11 protein-coding genes are annotated in these 15,956 nt (G+C 59.6%); 2 read left to right on the top strand and 9 right to left on the bottom strand.

The window, feature by feature from the left end; translation table 11 throughout:
- Nucleotides 1-3: 3 nt before the first annotated feature.
- Genes ACTG2W_RS02995 through ACTG2W_RS02975 form a run of 5 tightly spaced genes read right to left on the bottom strand, consistent with a single transcriptional unit; the run spans nt 4 to nt 4,802 of the window.
- Entirely contained in the window at nt 4-1,455 is a 1,452-nt protein-coding gene (locus ACTG2W_RS02995; RefSeq protein ID WP_106843332.1) for a VWA domain-containing protein, read from the bottom strand.
- Entirely contained in the window at nt 1,446-2,438 is a 993-nt protein-coding gene (locus tag ACTG2W_RS02990) for a VWA domain-containing protein (RefSeq protein ID WP_440016033.1), read from the bottom strand. Before ACTG2W_RS02990 ends, ACTG2W_RS02995 begins: the two co-directional genes overlap by 10 nt.
- On the bottom strand, nt 2,435-2,974 hold the full coding sequence (locus ACTG2W_RS02985; protein WP_106843334.1) for a DUF4381 domain-containing protein: 540 nt from the start codon (nt 2,972-2,974) through the stop codon (nt 2,435-2,437). The genes ACTG2W_RS02990 and ACTG2W_RS02985 overlap by 4 nt, the downstream gene beginning before the upstream one ends.
- Nucleotides 2,959-3,861 carry a DUF58 domain-containing protein gene (locus tag ACTG2W_RS02980; RefSeq protein ID WP_106843335.1) on the bottom strand — a complete coding sequence of 301 codons (903 nt, stop codon included), beginning with the start codon at nt 3,859-3,861 and terminating at the stop codon, nt 2,959-2,961. Before ACTG2W_RS02980 ends, ACTG2W_RS02985 begins: the two co-directional genes overlap by 16 nt.
- Nucleotides 3,852-4,802 carry an AAA family ATPase gene (locus tag ACTG2W_RS02975; RefSeq protein WP_064337904.1) on the bottom strand — a complete coding sequence of 317 codons (951 nt, stop codon included), beginning with the start codon at nt 4,800-4,802 and terminating at the stop codon, nt 3,852-3,854. Before ACTG2W_RS02975 ends, ACTG2W_RS02980 begins: the two co-directional genes overlap by 10 nt.
- 182 nt (nt 4,803-4,984) lie before the next feature.
- Here ACTG2W_RS02975 and fadI point away from each other — a divergent pair, with 182 nt between their 5' ends.
- Nucleotides 4,985-6,295: an acetyl-CoA C-acyltransferase FadI gene (gene fadI, locus ACTG2W_RS02970; protein ID WP_106843336.1), complete on the top strand. Its 1,311-nt coding sequence runs from the start codon at nt 4,985-4,987 to the stop codon at nt 6,293-6,295.
- Nucleotides 6,295-8,442 carry a fatty acid oxidation complex subunit alpha FadJ gene (fadJ, locus tag ACTG2W_RS02965; protein ID WP_106843401.1) on the top strand — a complete coding sequence of 716 codons (2,148 nt, stop codon included), beginning with the start codon at nt 6,295-6,297 and terminating at the stop codon, nt 8,440-8,442. The genes fadI and fadJ overlap by 1 nt, the downstream gene beginning before the upstream one ends.
- Before the next feature lie 165 nt (nt 8,443-8,607).
- Here the strand turns inward: fadJ and ACTG2W_RS02960 are convergent, their stop codons facing one another.
- The 4 genes from ACTG2W_RS02960 to ACTG2W_RS02945 all read right to left on the bottom strand — a co-directional run bounded on the left by ACTG2W_RS02960 (nt 8,608) and on the right by ACTG2W_RS02945 (nt 15,863).
- Nucleotides 8,608-10,128 carry a SpoVR family protein gene (locus ACTG2W_RS02960; protein WP_106843337.1) on the bottom strand — a complete coding sequence of 507 codons (1,521 nt, stop codon included), beginning with the start codon at nt 10,126-10,128 and terminating at the stop codon, nt 8,608-8,610.
- Nucleotides 10,129-10,137: 9 nt separating this feature from the next.
- Nucleotides 10,138-11,409 (bottom strand): YeaH/YhbH family protein, encoded by a 1,272-nt coding sequence (locus ACTG2W_RS02955; RefSeq protein WP_005351738.1) that lies wholly within the window; start codon nt 11,407-11,409, stop codon nt 10,138-10,140.
- 23 nt (nt 11,410-11,432) lie between these two features.
- Nucleotides 11,433-13,355 (bottom strand): PrkA family serine protein kinase, encoded by a 1,923-nt coding sequence (locus ACTG2W_RS02950; protein ID WP_106843338.1) that lies wholly within the window; start codon nt 13,353-13,355, stop codon nt 11,433-11,435.
- Between the two features lie 594 nt (nt 13,356-13,949).
- Complete coding sequence (locus tag ACTG2W_RS02945) at nt 13,950-15,863, bottom strand: RecQ family ATP-dependent DNA helicase (RefSeq protein WP_440016032.1); 1,914 nt, start codon at nt 15,861-15,863, stop codon at nt 13,950-13,952.
- Nucleotides 15,864-15,956 lie beyond the last annotated feature (93 nt).

Below are 15,956 nucleotides of genomic sequence, written 5' to 3'. Positions count from 1 at the left end.
GCGTCACCAGGGCTCCTCCACCTTGATCAGACCCCGGCGCAGCGCCTCTTTACGCAGTCGCTGCTCCAGCAGCAACACCGGGGGGGAGGGTGGCAGGGGCATTGCCATCACCTGCTGTTCAGCCGATGGCTTGGGTTGCTTGCTGTTGCTGGTATCGGGAGCCGCCGCCGCTGCGCCCTGTAACAGAGAGAGGTTATAGAGCGCATCTTCATGGCCGGGTTCAAGCGCCAGAGCGGCCAGATAGGCCTCTTTGGCTGTGGCAAACTCCCCCAGTTGCAGCAGGGCATTGCCGCGGTTGTAGTGGGCGGTGGCGCTCGTCGCTTCCTGATAGGCTGCGATGGCTGGCCGGTAGGCACCAGCCCGATACCAGGCGTTGCCGCGCCAGACTGGATCGTTGAAGGTGCGGGCAGCCCGCTGAAAATCCCCCTCTTGATAAGCCTGCATCGCTTGTAGATCTCCCTTCTCTGCTGCTTGCAGATCTTGCGGCGCAAGCAGCTGAATTCCCACCATCAGCGCCACCATCAACCGGGCGCCGACTCTGGCCAGCAAGGCGAGCGGTAACAAGGGGATTAGCAACCAGGGGCCAAGATCCAGTGGCGCCGGGGTGAGGGCCGAGGTCGTGGTGGGGAGGGGAGCAAAGTGGGGGGCGTTTCTGCCAAGCCACTGCAGCTCACCGCCGAGGCGATTGGCCAGTGCGGCAATGGCCTGACTATCGGGGGTGGGCAACTGCGCGGGCATGCGGGTGGCAAACCCCAACTCACTGGCCGGAATGGCGGGCATGGGGGCCGGTTGACCGCTGCTGGCAAGCAGAATATCGAGGCGTGCCGACTGGGTGTCGCGGCAAAGAAGGCGTTGCTGACAGGGCCACAGGGCGGCGATTTGGGTCATCTGATTCTGGGTGAGGTCGTCGGTGATCAGCAGCAGACGGGCTTGTTCTCCAGGGGCCAGCTGCTTCATGGCAAGTTCCACCGCCCGTGCCGGGTTGCTGCCCTGCAACGGCATGATATCGGGGCGCAAGTCGGGCAGCAGCAGCGAAAGGGCCTGATGATCCCGGGTGGGCGGCATGGCGAGGTAGGCATCGCCTGCGTAGAGGATCAGCGCAATGCGTTCACCCTTGGCGTGGCGCAGCAGCTGCTGCAACTGCCATCTGACCCGGGTCGCCCGATCCGGTTTGAGGTCGGTGGCGGTCATCGAGCGTGACAAGTCGAGCAGCCAGATATCGAGCGGCGCCGCAGGCTGCTGTTGCAGCTCGCCGCGCAGTGCGGGGCCACTCAGGGCCAAAATCACGGGCAGGGCTGCCAGCCAGAGCCAGGGGCGCTGAGGACGGGAGGTTGGCAGCAGATAAGCCTGCATCGCAGGTGCGAGCAGCGGGGGCTGGCGACGCTGGCGCCACCCTTGCCAGAGCCAGGGGATGAGTGCGATCAGCCACAGGGGGCGGAGCAAGATCAGATCCATCTGCGTGCACCTCGTGTCAGCCAGCTACGCACCATGCGAAACTCCAGCCTGCCGTGCCCTGACGGCAGAAGCAGCAAGCCACAAAGCAGTGCCAACGGCCAGGGGTAGAGCTCGATCACCGGCTGGTACTGGGCAATCGGCATGGGGGCAGGTTCAAGGGCATTGAGAGTCGCGTTGATGGCATCGAGATCGCTTTGGGTGCTTGCCCGAAAGTAACGCCCTTGGCCTGTCTGTGCCAGCTCTTTCAGGAGCGGCTCGTCCAGTTCGCTGCTGGGATCGGCCTGACCGCTGCCCGCCTCATCGTAGGGTTGGATAAAGGTATCGGGATCGGCCCCGACCCCCAGCGTGTAGATCCTTATTCCCTGTGCCGCGGCGAGTTTGGCCTCCTGCAGCGGGTCGGCATTGCCTGCGGTATTGCGGCCATCAGTGACCAGCAGCAGGGCGGTGGGGCGACCCGGATCCCCATGCTGACGTGCCAGCTGGATTGCTTCGCCAAGGGCGGTGGTTCGGCCGACCAGATCAAAATCGAGCTCGTCGCTCAAGGTCAACAACGCAGGGATCTCCTGAGTGAGGGGAGAGAGCAGATAGGCGTGATCGGCAAAGACGATGAGGCCCACCCTGTCTCCGGCCCGTTTGGCGAGCAGCGCCTTGATCTGCTGGCGCACCGCAGTCAGCCGTGCTTGCTGCTCGCCGTTATCGAGCATATCAGGGGTGCGCATGCTGTCTGACAGATCCACCGCCAGCAGCAGATCCCGACTCCCTTCATATTGGATAACCGGTTCCCCCCACCACTGGGGGCGGCAGAGGGCGAGAATAAGAGCGCACCAGAGCAGCATGGTGCGCCAGAGCGGCAATCCGGCCTGAGGGCGCAGCAGCGCAAACCCGGGATGAGCCAGATAACCGCGGCGCAGGGGTGGCAAGCCGAAGCGCACCAGCAAGGGCAGCACCATCGCCAGCGCAAACCAGGGCCAGGCCAGGATCATGGCTGCCTCCGCGCGGCTTTACGCTTCAAGCGGGGATAGCGTTGCAAGAAGAGGCTCTTACCCCAGCGGCGATAATGTTGCCGAAGCTGTTCGCTCTGCTCGCGAGTCGGGTTCTGGCTGCCATAGAGCCAACTGCTCCAGTGAGACGAGAACTGGCTGAAATCGCTGCCGCCGTGACGATCGACGAAGGCGAGCCACGCCTCTCCCTGCAGCTGGCGCGCCTCGGGCCAGCGTTGCAGTGCTTCATGACGCAGGGCCTCCTGTATGCGTGCCACCAGTAGTGCCGGATCTCCCTCCAGCTGACGACACCAGCGGCGGTAACGTATCACCCTGCGGGCAATCAGGACGATCAGCAGCAGCAATAACCCTGCGATCAATAGCCACAATAGCGCCTGCACTCTGGGGTCAAGACTCTGTTCAATCAGATCCGGCCCCGGGTGGATGTCTCGCATCAGGGCGGCCAGCGGCGGAGTGATGGCCTCGGAGGCGGGACTGGCGCTGTCGAGTTCGGCGGGCGAGCTCATCCCTGATGACATAACCCCTCCTGCCACTGCTGTTGCAGCGTCTGGCTGTTATCGAGCAGATAGAGGCGCTGCACCAATGGCAACAGCTGCCGCCTGCCGTGGGCCAGCTGCTGCTCGGCGGCTTGCCGGTAGCGGCGGGAGAAACCGGCATGGCCCCCATCCAGCCAGCCCTGATAGTGTTGCCCTGGCCGATCAATGGCCACCGGCAGCTGGCCATCAGGGGGAAGGGCAGCCTCGAGGGGGTCACGGATCTGCCAATAGTGAATATCGTGGTACCGCGAGAGCAGTTGCAACTGCTGACAGAGCGCCGACTCACAGGGTCTGTGATCGGTGATGATCGTCAGCTTGGCTCCGTGAGGCAGCTTCACGCCGGACAAGGTATCGGCCAGTGAGTGAGAAAGCGCCCGGCGGGCCAGTCCTTGCTGATAGTTATGGCAGAGGGATTCGAGCAGGGGCAGCACGCTGCCGCGCTGGCTCTGGTGATGGGGGATAAGCCCGTGGCAGATCAGGGTGTTGTGCTGCTTCCCCCCTTGCCAGATCAGGGCGGCCGCCAGCTCGCACCCCAGTCGTGCCTTGAGCTGCAGCGTGGAGCCGAAATACATGGCGGGAGAGAGATCGAGCAGCAGCCAGTGCGCCTGATCGAGCTCCTCGCTATAGAGGCGGGTATAGGGACGACCGAGGCGTGCGGTCACTCGCCAGTCGATATGGCGTACCTCGTCACCAGCCTGATAGGCGCGCAGCTCTCGAAACGTGAGTCCGGGAGATCGGCCCGGTTTGCCGCGTTCGCTGCTGCTTCTGCCAGCGTGAGGTGGCTTCTTGGCCTTGGCCCAGAGCCGGATATTGAGCAGCCGTGGCAGCGACAGGGCGATATCGGGATGCAGACCGGGTTCTAGGGGCATGGCACCTGATCCAGCAGTTGGGCGATCAGGATATCGTTATCCAGATTGTCGGCCAGTGCCTGATAGCTGGGGATAAGGCGGTGGCGCAGCACCGGATAGGCTTGCAGCTGAATATCTTCCGGCAGCACATAATCTCTTCCGGCAAGCCAGGCTCGGGCGCGGGCGGAGCGAGCCAGCCCCAGCGTAGCCCGAGGGCTGGCCCCCACGGCAATCAATGGCTCGAGGGCAGGGCAAAGGCCGCTGCCCGGGCGGGTAGCGCAGACCAGCTCCACCAGATAGTGCTCCAGTCTGCTTTGCATGGTGACCGCCAGCACTTCGCTGCGAGCACCTTGCAAGGTGGTCTGACTCAGGGTCACTGGCGCTGCGCCAAGCTGTTCGCCGCTGGCGTTGAGCTGCAAGATGGCGAGCTCCATGGTGGGACTCGGGTAATCCACCATCAGCTTGAGCAAAAAGCGGTCTAGCTGGGCTTCCGGCAGGGGATAGGTACCCTCCTGCTCGATGGGGTTCTGGGTGGCGGCGACCATAAAGAGAGGCGGCAGTCGCCAGCTCTTTTTGCCTACGGTGATCTGATGTTCGGCCATGGCCTCCAGCAGCGCTGATTGCACCTTGGCCGGTGCCCGGTTGATCTCGTCCGCCAGCACCAGATGGTTGAAGAGGGGGCCGGGTTGGAATACAAAACTGGCATCCTGCGGGTGAAACACCTCGCTGCCGGTGAGATCGGCAGGCAGAAGGTCGGGGGTGAACTGGATACGGGCAAAGCGTCCTTCGACGGCGCCAGCGAGCGCCTTGACGGCGCGGGTTTTGGCCAGCCCGGGAGCCCCTTCGATTAACACATGTCCTTCACATAACAGGGCAATCAGGAGCCCTTCTATTAGCTCCTCCTGCCCCAGGATCTGACTGCCAAGATAGTCCCTAAGCGCTCTGAACTCGGCCGCTGCCATGCGATAAACCCGTTGTTTTTATGGAAGTTGATCTTTTTATACTCCAGTTGCTCCCCAAGGGCGAGCAAAGGGGGCTTGCCGTGCTTAATTTAGTTTCAATCAGCTGTATGAAACTTGTGATTGGATTGTTAAGATGTGGCGCAATGAGGTCAGACCTCTGCCTTTTAAACCAAGGAGCCAGGATGAAACAGCCATTGAAACTGACGACTCGCCAGGGCGAACGGATTGCCGTCGTGGCGGGGCTGCGTACCCCCTTTGCCAAGCAGGCTACCGCCTTTCATGGCGTGCCTGCAGTCGATCTCGGCAAACTGGTGGTGAGCGAGATGCTCGCCCGTACCGATCTCGATCCCAAGCTTATCGACCAGCTGGTGTTTGGTCAGGTGGTTCAGATGCCGGAAGCCCCCAACATTGCCCGCGAGATCGTGCTCGGTACCGGCATGAGCGTCAATACCGATGCCTATAGCGTCTCCCGCGCTTGCGCCACCAGTTTTCAGGCGGTGGCCAACGTCACCGAATCCATCATGGCCGGTACCGTAGACATCGCCATCGCCGGCGGCGCTGACTCCTCTTCCGTGCTGCCCATCGGGGTGAGCAAGAAGCTGGCCCGCGCCCTGGTGGATCTCAACAAGGCGCGCAATCTGCAGCAGCGCTTCAATATTCTGCGGACATTGAGGGTCAAGGATCTGCTGCCGGTACCGCCTGCCGTGGCGGAATATTCGACCGGTCTCTCCATGGGACAGACCGCTGAGCAGATGGCCAAGAGCCACCAGATCAGCCGCGAGGCGCAAGATGCGCTGGCTCATCGCTCCCACACCCTGGCCGCGCAGGCTTGGGCTGATGGCAAGCTCAGCGGCGAGGTGTTTACCGCTCATGTACCGCCTTACAAGTCACCGCTGGAGCGGGACAACAATATCCGTGAAAGCTCGGATCTCGCGAGCTACGCCAAGCTCAAGCCGGTGTTTGACCGGGTTCATGGCACAGTGACGGCGGCCAACGCCACCCCGCTCACTGACGGCGCTGCCGCCGTGTTGCTGATGCGGGAAGGTCGGGCGAAAGAGCTGGGCCTCGAGCCGCTTGGTTATATCCGCAGCTTCGCCTTCTCGGCCATCGATGTCTGGCAAGACATGCTGATGGGGCCCTCCTACGCCACGCCGCTGGCGCTGGACAGAGCCGGTATCACGCTCAGCGATCTGACCCTGATCGACATGCACGAAGCCTTTGCCGCCCAGACTCTGGCCAACCTCAAGATGTTTGCCAGCCACGAGTTTGCCCGTGAAAAGCTGGGCCGCGAACAGGCTATCGGCGAGGTGGACATGGAGAAGTTCAATGTCCTCGGCGGTTCGCTGGCCTATGGCCACCCCTTTGCCGCGACCGGTGCGCGGATGATCACCCAGACCCTGCACGAGCTGCGTCGTCGCGGCGGGGGATTGGGGCTCAACACCGCCTGCGCGGCGGGTGGATTGGGCGTGGCTATGGTGTTGGAGGTTGAATGATGAGCGCTAAGACTTTTTCCCTGGATGTTCGTAAAGATGGCATCGGCATCCTCACCATGGATGTGCCGGGCGAGAGCATGAATACCCTCAAGGCCGCCTTTGTCGAGGAGATCCGCTCCGTACTGGACGAGGTAAAACGCAACAAGGATTTGATCGGGCTGGTGATCACCTCCGGCAAAAAGGACTCCTTCATCGCTGGCGCTGACATCACCATGCTGGCCGCCTGTACCAGTGCCAAGGATGCCGAGACCCTGTCTCGGGAAGGGCAGGAGATTTTCGCCGAGATCGAGGGGCTGACCATTCCGGTGATCGCCGCCATTCATGGCCCCTGCCTCGGTGGCGGGTTGGAGCTGGCGCTGGCCTGTCATGGCCGGGTGGTGACCGATCATGGCAAATCTGTGCTGGGATTGCCGGAAGTTCAGCTCGGTCTGCTGCCGGGCTCTGGCGGTACCCAGCGTCTGCCGCGCCTCATCGGGGTGGCCAAGGCGCTGGATCTGATGCTGACCGGCAAGCAGGTCCGGGCCAAACAGGCCAAAAAATTGGGGCTGGTGGACGATGTGGTGCCGCCGTCAATCTTGCTGGATGCTGCCATCAAGCTGGCCAAGAAGGGCAAACCGCGCCATCAGTTGAAGCGTGATCTGCAGGGCAAGGTGCTGGAGACCAACAAGCTGGGCCGCAAGGTGCTGTTCGATCAGGCCAGCAAGGGGGTGAAAGCCAAGACCCGTGGCAACTACCCGGCGCCGGAGCGGATCCTGGATGTTGTGCGCATCGGCGTGGAGGAGGGAATGAAAGCCGGTCTGGCCGCTGAATCCCGCCACTTTGGCGAGCTGGTGATGACTGCCGAGTCTGCCGCTCTGCGTTCCATCTTCTTTGCCACCACCGAGATGAAGAAAGAGGTCACCTATCAGGGGGCCGAGCCGCGCAAGGTGGGCCACGCGGCCGTGCTGGGCGGTGGTCTGATGGGGGGCGGCATAGCATTCGTCACTGCCACCAAGGCGGGCGTGCCGGTGCGGATCAAGGATGTGGCAAGCGCCGGGATCGGCAATGCCCTGCGCTACAGCTACGACATTCTGGCCAAGAAGCTCAAGCGTCGTCACATTCTGCGCAGCGAGCTGGAAAAACAGATGAGCCTGCTGACCGGTACCCTCGACTACTCCGGTTTCCACCGGGTGGACATGGTGGTTGAGGCGGTGTTTGAAGATCTCAATCTCAAACACCAGATGGTGAAGGACGTGGAGCGTGAGTGCGGTGAGCACACAGTGTTTGCCTCCAACACCTCCTCCCTGCCCATCAACCAGATTGCGGCAGAGGCGGCGCACCCAGAGCGAGTCGTGGGGCTGCACTACTTCAGCCCGGTGGACAAGATGCCGCTGGCGGAGATCATCCCCCACGCTGGCACCAGTGCCGAGACGGTCGCTACCACCCTGGCTTTTGCCCGTGCCCAGGGCAAAACGCCCATCGTGGTGAAGGACGAAGCCGGTTTCTACGTCAATCGCATCCTGGCCCCCTATATGAATGAAGCGGCGCGATTGGTGCTGGAAGGGGAGCCAGTGGAAGTTCTGGATAGCGCCCTGCTCGACTTTGGCTTCCCGGTTGGCCCCATCACCTTGCTGGACGAGGTGGGGATCGATGTAGGGGCCAAGATCTCCCCCATTCTCGAGAAAGAGCTGGGCGGCGAGCAGTTCCAGGCGCCCAAGGCGTTCGACAAACTGCTGCAAAATGATCGCAAGGGGCGCAAGAACGGCAAGGGCTTCTATCTCTATGGCAAGGCAGCACCGCGTAACAAGCTGACCGGCAAAGAGGGCAAGAAGACGGTGGATGAAAGCGTCTATGGCGTGCTCGGCATCAAGCCTTCTGCCAAGCTGGCCCGTAAGGAGATCGCCGAGCGCTGCGTGCTGCTGATGCTCAACGAAGCGGCCATGGCGCTGGATAGCGGAGTGGTGGCGTCGGCCCGTGATGGCGATATCGGCGCCATCTTCGGCATCGGTTTCCCGCCTTTCCTTGGCGGCCCGTTCCGCTACATGGACACCTTAGGAATTGATCATCTGGTTGGCCGTCTGGAGTATTATCAGAAGCGCCATGGCGATCGGTTTGCCCCCTGTGCCCGCCTCAAGGCAATGGCCGCAGAGCAGCAGACTTTCTACTGATAACCGCTGCAGATTGACCGCAAGACAACGAGGCCCGCACCCCATGCGGGCCTCTTTCTATGTTGTGGTTTGTTCGGGTTATTCAGGTGGTGCTGTGATGATGCAGGCAGAGGCGAAGGCCGAAAAAATGGCCCACCGAAGTGGGCCATTTGCGAGGTGGTAAGCTTAGATACCTGGCTTGCGCTCCGGGCAGCGGCCAATGATATCTGCGGGTAGATCGCCGTTATCCTGCTCCAGCACCACGTCGAATCCCCACAGCTGATGCAGGTGTTTGAGCACCTCGTGGCGTGAGTCACCAAGAGGGATGCGGTTGTGGGGAACATAGCGCAAGGTAAGGGAGCGATCCCCTTTTACTGCCACGTTATAGACCTGAATATTGGGCTCCAAATTGCTCAGGTTGTACTGGGCTGACAGGGTATTGCGCACCTGACGGTACCCCTCGTCATTGTGGATAGCGGAGACCTTCAGATAGTTCTTCAGATCGTCGTCATCAATGGCGAACAGCTTCATATCCCGCATCACTTTCGGGCTTAAGAACTGGCTGATAAAGCTCTCGTCCTTGAAGTTCTGCATGGCAAAGTGGAGGGTTTCGACCCAGTTGCTGCCGGCATAGTCGGGGAACCAGTATCTATCTTCTTCGGTCGGGTTCTCGCAGATGCGGCGCAGGTCAGTAAACATGGCAAACCCCAGCGCATAGGGGTTGAGCCCCGAGTAGTAGCGGCTGTTGTAGGCCGGTTGATAGACCACGTTGGTGTGGCTGTGCAACACCTCCATCATGAAGCGATCGCTCAGCTTGCCCTCGTCATAGAGGTGATTGAGGATGGTGTAGTGCCAGAAGGTGGCCCACCCCTCGTTCATCACCTGAGTCTGCTTTTGTGGATAGAAATACTGGCTTATCTTGCGCACGATGCGTACCACTTCCCGCTGCCAAGGCTCCAGCAAGGGGGCATTCTTCTCGATGAAGTAGAGAATGTTCTCCTGGGGCTCGGCGGGGTAGCGCCTGTCCTCCACACCCGCGGCTTTATGCTGCTTGGGCAGGGTTCGCCACAGCTCGTTGACCTGAGTCTGCAGATAATCTTCCCGCGCCTTCTGACGCCGCTTCTCCTCGGCCATCGAGATCTTCTGGGGACGCTTGTAGCGATCCACCCCGAAGTTCATCAGGGCATGGCAGGAGTCGAGCAGCTGCTCCACTGCCTCGATGCCATGCTTCTCTTCACACTGGGTGATGTAGTTCTTGGCGAACAGCAGGTAGTCGATGATGGAAGAGGCATCGGTCCAGGCCTTGAACAGGTAGTTGTTCTTGAAGAAGGAGTTGTGACCGTAGCAGGCGTGTGCCATCACCAGCGCCTGCATCGGCATGGTGTTCTCCTCCATCAGGTAGGCGATGCAGGGATCGGAGTTGATGACGATCTCGTAGGCCAGCCCCATCTGGCCGCGCTTGTAGTTGCGCTCGGTATGGATAAAGCGCTTGCCGAACGACCAGTGTTGATAGCCGATGGGCATGCCGACGCTGGAGTAGGCATCCATCATCTGTTCGGCGGTGATCACCTCGATCTGGTTGGGGTAGGTATCCAGCTTGTAGAAACGGGCGACCCGGGCGATCTCCTGGTGATAGGTCTCCAGCAGATCGAAGTTCCAGTCTGGTCCGTCATCTAGTGGCGCTACACGTTTTTCTGTTTCGATCATGTGACCTCCTCACGCCGCTTGTTTCTTGAACAGCTCGCGGAACACCGGATAGATATCCTCGACCTTGCGAATGTGCTCCATTGCAAAGTGGGGGAACTGGCTGGCTACCGACTCATATTCGTGCCACAGGGTCTGGTGGGCACGGGTGGTGATCTCGATGTAGGAGTAGTACCGCACCCTTGGCATGATGTCCCGCGCCAGAATTTCACGGCACTGCGGTGAGTCATCAGCCCAGTTGTCACCATCCGATGCCTGCGCCGCATAGATGTTCCACTGGTTGGCGGGATAACGCTCATTGATGATGTCATTCATCATCTTGAGGGCGCTGGAGACGATGGTGCCGCCTGTCTCCTGGGAGTAGAAGAACTCGTGCTCGTCCACCTCCTTGGCCTGGGTATGGTGGCGGATGTAAACAACCTCAACGTTCTTGTAGGTCCGGCTGAGGAACAGATAGAGCAGGATATAGAAACGCTTGGCCATCTCCTTGGTGGCCTGATCCATGGAGCCCGAGACGTCCATCAGGCAGAACATCACCGCCTGGCTGGAGGGGACGGGCCGTTTGACGAAGTTGTTGAACTTGAGATCGAAGGTGTCGATAAAGGGCACCGCGTCGATCCGCCGTTTCAGCTCCCTGATCTCCTTCTCGAGCAGGGCGATTTCGGCAAAGTGCTCGTTGGGATCGTTGGCCAGCAGAGCCAGCCGATCTTCCAGTTCATGCAGTTGGCGTTTCTTGCCCGCTTGCAGCGCCATGCGCCGCGCCAGCGAATTTTGCAGGGAACGCACCACGTTGATGTTGGCGGGCACCCCGTTTGAGGTGTAGCCCGCCCGATAGGTTTTCACCTCCATCAGCTGATTGAGCTGGGTTTTCTGCAGCCTGGGTAGCTCCAGATCTTCAAACAGCAGATCGAGATACTCATCCTTGGAGATCTGGAACACGAAATCATCGGCACCTTCACCCTGATTGGATGCTTGTCCCTCGCCGGAACCCTGTCCACCGCCCCCTCCTTTGGGGCGGTCAATCTTGTCGCCGGAGACGAACTGGTCATTGCCGGGATGCACCATCTCCCGTTTACCGCCGTGCCCCTGATGAAAATGGGGCTCGCCGATATCCTTGGTCGGGATGCTGATGCTCTCGCCCTTGTCTACGTCCTGAATGCTGCGCTTGGAGACAGCATCCGAGACCGCTTGTTTTATCTGCTTCTTGTAGCGGCGGATGAAGCGCTGCCGATTGACAGCGCTTTTGTTTTTGCCGTTGAGCCTGCGGTCGATAAAATGCGCCATAACTCCCCCTTGAACAGTCAGGGTCAGGATGACTTGCGTACCCTGAGATACCATTCGGAGAGCAGTCGCACCTGTTTACGGGTGTAGCCTTTCTCCATCATCCGTTCGACAAAGTTATCGTGCTTCTTCTGCTCCTCGGCCGAGGTTTTGCTGTTGAAGGAGATAACCGGCAGCAGCTCTTCCGTGTTGGAGAACATCTTCTTCTCGATCACGGTGCGCAGCTTCTCGTAACTGGTCCAGTTGGGGTTACGGCCTGCATTGTTGGCCCGGGCACGCAGCACGAAGTTGACGATTTCGTTACGGAAATCCTTCGGGTTGCTGATCCCGGCGGGTTTTTCAATTTTCTCCAGCTCGCTGTTGAGGGACGCTCTGTCAAACAGCTGGCCGGTTTCGGGGTCACGGTACTCCTGATCCTGGATCCAGAAGTCGGCGTAGGTGACGTAGCGATCGAAGATGTTCTGACCGTACTCGGAGTAGGACTCGAGATAGGCGGTCTGGATCTCCTTGCCGATGAACTCCACATAACGCGGAGTCAGATAACCCTTGATGAACTCAAGGTAGCGATCGTGCAGCTCTTGCGGGAACTGCTCGCGCTCGATCTGCTGCTCCAGCACATAGAAGAGATGCACCGGGTTGGCGGCCACTTCCGCGTGGTCGAAGTTGAAGACGCGGGAGAGGATCTTGAACGCAAAGCGAGTAGAGAGACCATTCATCCCCTCGTCCACACCTGCGTAGTCGCGATACTCCTGATAGCTCTTCGCTTTGGGATCGGTGTCTTTCAGGCTTTCGCCATCATAGACCCGCATCTTGGAGTAGATGCTGGAGTTTTCCGGCTCTTTCAGCCGTGACAGTACCGAGAACTGGCCCAGCAGCTCGAGGGTGCCCGGAGCGCATTTGGCCTCGGTCAGCTCGCTGTTGATCAGCAGCTTCTCGTAGATCTTCACCTCCTCCGACACCCGCAGGCAGTAAGGCACCTTGACGATGTAGACCCGGTCGAGGAAGGCCTCGTTGTTCTTGTTGTTGCGGAACTGCTGCCACTCGGATTCGTTGGAGTGGGCCAGCAGAATGCCGTCAAAGGGGAGGGCGGAGAGCCCTTCGGTACCGTTGTAGTTACCCTCCTGGGTCGCTGTCAGCAGCGGGTGCAGCACCTTGATGGGGGCTTTGAACATCTCGACAAACTCCATCACCCCCTGGTTCGCTTTACACAGCGCGCCTGAGTAGGAGTAGGCATCGGCGTCATCCTGGGCGAAGTGCTCCAGCATGCGGATGTCTACCTTGCCGACCAGTGAGGAGATATCCTGGTTGTTGTCATCACCCGGTTCCGTTTTGGCAATGGCAATCTGATCGAGAATGGAGGGGTTGACCTTCTCCACCTTGAACTTGGTGATGTCGCCGCCAAACTCGTGCAGGCGTTTGGCCACCCAGGGGGACATGATGGGACGCAGGTAACGGCGCGGGATGCCGTACTCTTTCTCCAGGATCTCCCCATCCTCTTCGATATCGAACAGGCAGAAGGGGTGATCATTGACTGGTGAGCCCTTGATGCGATAGATGGGCACCCTCTGCATCAGGGATTTGAGTTTCTCTGCCAGCGAGGATTTACCGCCGCCAACGGGGCCCAGCAGATAGAGGATCTGTTTCTTCTCCTCCAGCCCCTGGGCGGAGTGTTTGAGGTAGGAGACGATCTGTTCGATGGCCTCTTCCATCCCGTAGAAATCCTTGAAGGCGGGATAGCGTGCCACGACGCGGTTGGAGAAGAGTCGGCTCAGTCTGGGGTTGGCTGAGGTGTCTACCATCTCCGGCTCACCAATGGCGGTCAGCAGACGTTCGGCTGCGGAGGCGTAGCAGGCTTTGTCCTGCTTACACATATCCAGGAACTCCTGGATGGTATATTCCTCTTCTCTCGCTTTTTCATATCGCTGTTGGTAATGCTCGAATATGCCCATAACTTTGCCCTCGTTATAGTCGCTTACCCTGAAAAAAGTGGATGACTGCTTTTGTGTTGTGCGCTTTTAAAGCCTAGTCAACAGACTCCAGTAATCCATCACGGTTGATAGGTTAAATTCTGAAGAAACCTGCCCGATCCTTGTGCGGGGAGGGTCAGTCAACAACACCGCTATGTTACTGACTGTTAAATTATTTTTGCCACGATAGTGAGGTAAATGTCAAAGACATAAAAAATAAATGTTTATGGGAAACAGGGAACTTATTGCGAAAAGATTAAGGAGTTTGACGAAAGGCAATGGGGCTGCGGGTTGGCGGGGTTATGGATGAGAATGTCATTACGTGAACGTCAACGTAAATCACTTTGTTTGGAGTTTTAGCTCTAATTTTTACATTGACGCTACATTTTGAGTGCCCTAGATTGGCGAGGTGTGAGCAGCAAGATGCTTTAGCAAGAGAGTTGACTGTTGCCTCACCAAGCTCTGTTTAAGCACGTTTCCGTTGGCTTGACCCTCGCAACCGCGAGGGTCTTCTTTTTCTGTGTCTGTAAACGCTTGTTTCTGCTGGTGGCTATTGACGCCGCCAGCACTCATCTATCAAGGGTAGGCTTGTTGCACTGCCGCGAGGACGCGGGCAAACGGGTGGGCGGCCAACTGGCCTGCGCCTGCCAGCGATTTGGCCTTGACCCGGCTGGTCAGCGGTGTGGCGATACCACACAAAAAACGGGCCAGAACACGAGCATCCACCGAACCTGTCTTGGCAATGAGCGGATCGCACCAGGCGCGGATCCCCGCCTCGTTTGGCATGGTCAGTTGGGGCAGGGGAGGAAGATGTGCCACCTCGCCGCGACAAACCGAACAGTGGCCACAATGAACCGGCGCCACCTCATCGGCAAAATAGCGTGCGAGGCGGTGACTCAGGCACTCATCCGAGGTGAAAAAGTCGAGCATGGCTTGCAGTCTGGCCAGCTCGCTCTGCTCTTTTTGCAGGAACAGGGCATGCAGGGCATTTGCTTCCTGCTCGTTGTCCCATTCCTGACGGGTGATCCGGTAGACCTCGGTCATCTGCTTGCTTTCAAGCTCGATCCAGCCTTGCTGCTGCAGGTAGTCGAGCGCCGCAACCGCCCGCTGTCGCTCCCCCTGATAGCCCTGCCAGAGGGCGTCAAAGTCCATGGTGCACCAACTGCGGGCTTGCGGGGCACAGGCGAACAGCTGCTCCAGAAACTGGCGGCGTTCCGGATTGAAGCGGCTCACTATCTCGCCTTTATCCAGCACAAACTTGAAGCGGTAATCTGCGTAGTAGCTGTAGGCCGGGGTGATGATGCCCGCCATCTCCAGATAGACCAGCAGGGTTTTAAGGGGCAACTGGCGTATATTGGTGTCGTTGGATAGGCGCAGCAGGGTGAATTCCCACTCGTTCCCGCTCTGCTTGATGATGGCAAGGAGCTGGAGGATGGCACTCAAATCCGGCGTATCGCCGTAGACGAAGTTCTCCAGCACCGGCAGCTGGCTCTGGTTGGCCAGCACAATACAGTGCGATGGCTGGCCATCCCGTCCGGCGCGGCCAATCTCCTGGCTGTAGTTCTCGATGGATTTGGGCAGATCGTAGTGAATGACTCGCCGGATATCCGCTTTGTCGATCCCCATGCCAAAGGCGATGGTAGCGACGATGCAAGCCACCTTGCCCGCCATGAAGTCGTGCTGGATCTGGCTGCGCAGCGCCGAGTCGAGTCCGGCATGATAGGCACGGGCGTTGATCCCTTCTCTAACGAGTTGCTCGGCACAGGCTTCGGCGGTGTGTTGCAAGGTGACGTAGACGATGGTGGGGGCCGCCGGATCGTTGGCCAACTCCTGCGCGAGCCAGCCATCCCGCGCGTCGGGCGCCAGGGGAATGACCGCCAGATCAAGATTGGGGCGGTAGAAACCGGTGACCACGACCCCCTCTGGCGCGATGCCGAATTTGGTCTGCATATCCTGAATCACCGCCGGCGTGGCGGTAGCGGTCAGCAGCAATACCTGCGGGATCTTCAGGTCATGGCGATAGCTCGGCAGCTTGAGGTAGTCGGGGCGAAAGTTGTGGCCCCACTCCGAGATACAGTGCGCCTCATCGACGACCAGCAACGAGAGCGGCACTTGCTGGATAAAGCGGCGAAAGCGCTCGTTCTTGAGGCGCTCCACCGAGATCATCAGGATCTTGAGCTGGCCATCCAGCGCCTGCTGCATCACTCGTCGGCTCTCCTCCGGGTTCTGGCTAGAGTCGAGGGTAGCGGCGCTTATTCCCTTGCTTTTAAGGAAGGCGAGTTGATCGTGCATCAGCGCCAGCAGCGGCGATATAACCAGGGTCAGGTGAGGCAGGGCGAGGGCAGGCAGTTGATAACAGAGCGACTTGCCGGAGCCGGTGGGAAAGATGGCGGCGGCACTCTGACCAACCAGCACCCGGCTGATCACCGCCTCCTGACCAGGTCTGAGTGCGGAGAAACCAAAATATTGGTTGAGCAGGGATGGGATCATGGCAAGGCTCCGCGGCAAATGGGGGATGATAGCACAGCGACGCCGGTCACGGATGACACAGGAATGGTCGTGAGGGCAAGGGTAGAGAGTGTC

The organism is Aeromonas sp. 96A (assembly GCF_051919165.1).
Taxonomy (GTDB): domain Bacteria; phylum Pseudomonadota; class Gammaproteobacteria; order Enterobacterales; family Aeromonadaceae; genus Aeromonas; species Aeromonas veronii.
This window is presented reverse-complemented; position numbering and strand designations above follow the sequence as displayed.

What these genes read in the sequence shown, in the direction of transcription:
- ACTG2W_RS02950 (WP_106843338.1), bottom strand. Translation starts at nt 13,355, where the DNA reads ATGGGCATATTCGAGCATTACCAACAGCGATATGAAAAAGCGAGAGAA.
- ACTG2W_RS02955 (WP_005351738.1), bottom strand. Translation starts at nt 11,409, where the DNA reads ATGGCGCATTTTATCGACCGCAGGCTCAACGGCAAAAACAAAAGCGCT.
- ACTG2W_RS02980 (WP_106843335.1), bottom strand. Translation starts at nt 3,861, where the DNA reads ATGCCCCTAGAACCCGGTCTGCATCCCGATATCGCCCTGTCGCTGCCA.
- fadJ (WP_106843401.1), top strand. Translation starts at nt 6,295, where the DNA reads ATGAGCGCTAAGACTTTTTCCCTGGATGTTCGTAAAGATGGCATCGGC.
- ACTG2W_RS02985 (WP_106843334.1), bottom strand. Translation starts at nt 2,974, where the DNA reads ATGTCATCAGGGATGAGCTCGCCCGCCGAACTCGACAGCGCCAGTCCC.
- ACTG2W_RS02975 (WP_064337904.1), bottom strand. Translation starts at nt 4,802, where the DNA reads ATGGCAGCGGCCGAGTTCAGAGCGCTTAGGGACTATCTTGGCAGTCAG.
- ACTG2W_RS02990 (WP_440016033.1), bottom strand. Translation starts at nt 2,438, where the DNA reads ATGATCCTGGCCTGGCCCTGGTTTGCGCTGGCGATGGTGCTGCCCTTG.
- ACTG2W_RS02945 (WP_440016032.1), bottom strand. Translation starts at nt 15,863, where the DNA reads ATGATCCCATCCCTGCTCAACCAATATTTTGGTTTCTCCGCACTCAGA.
- ACTG2W_RS02960 (WP_106843337.1), bottom strand. Translation starts at nt 10,128, where the DNA reads ATGATCGAAACAGAAAAACGTGTAGCGCCACTAGATGACGGACCAGAC.
- fadI (WP_106843336.1), top strand. Translation starts at nt 4,985, where the DNA reads ATGAAACAGCCATTGAAACTGACGACTCGCCAGGGCGAACGGATTGCC.
- ACTG2W_RS02995 (WP_106843332.1), bottom strand. Translation starts at nt 1,455, where the DNA reads ATGGATCTGATCTTGCTCCGCCCCCTGTGGCTGATCGCACTCATCCCC.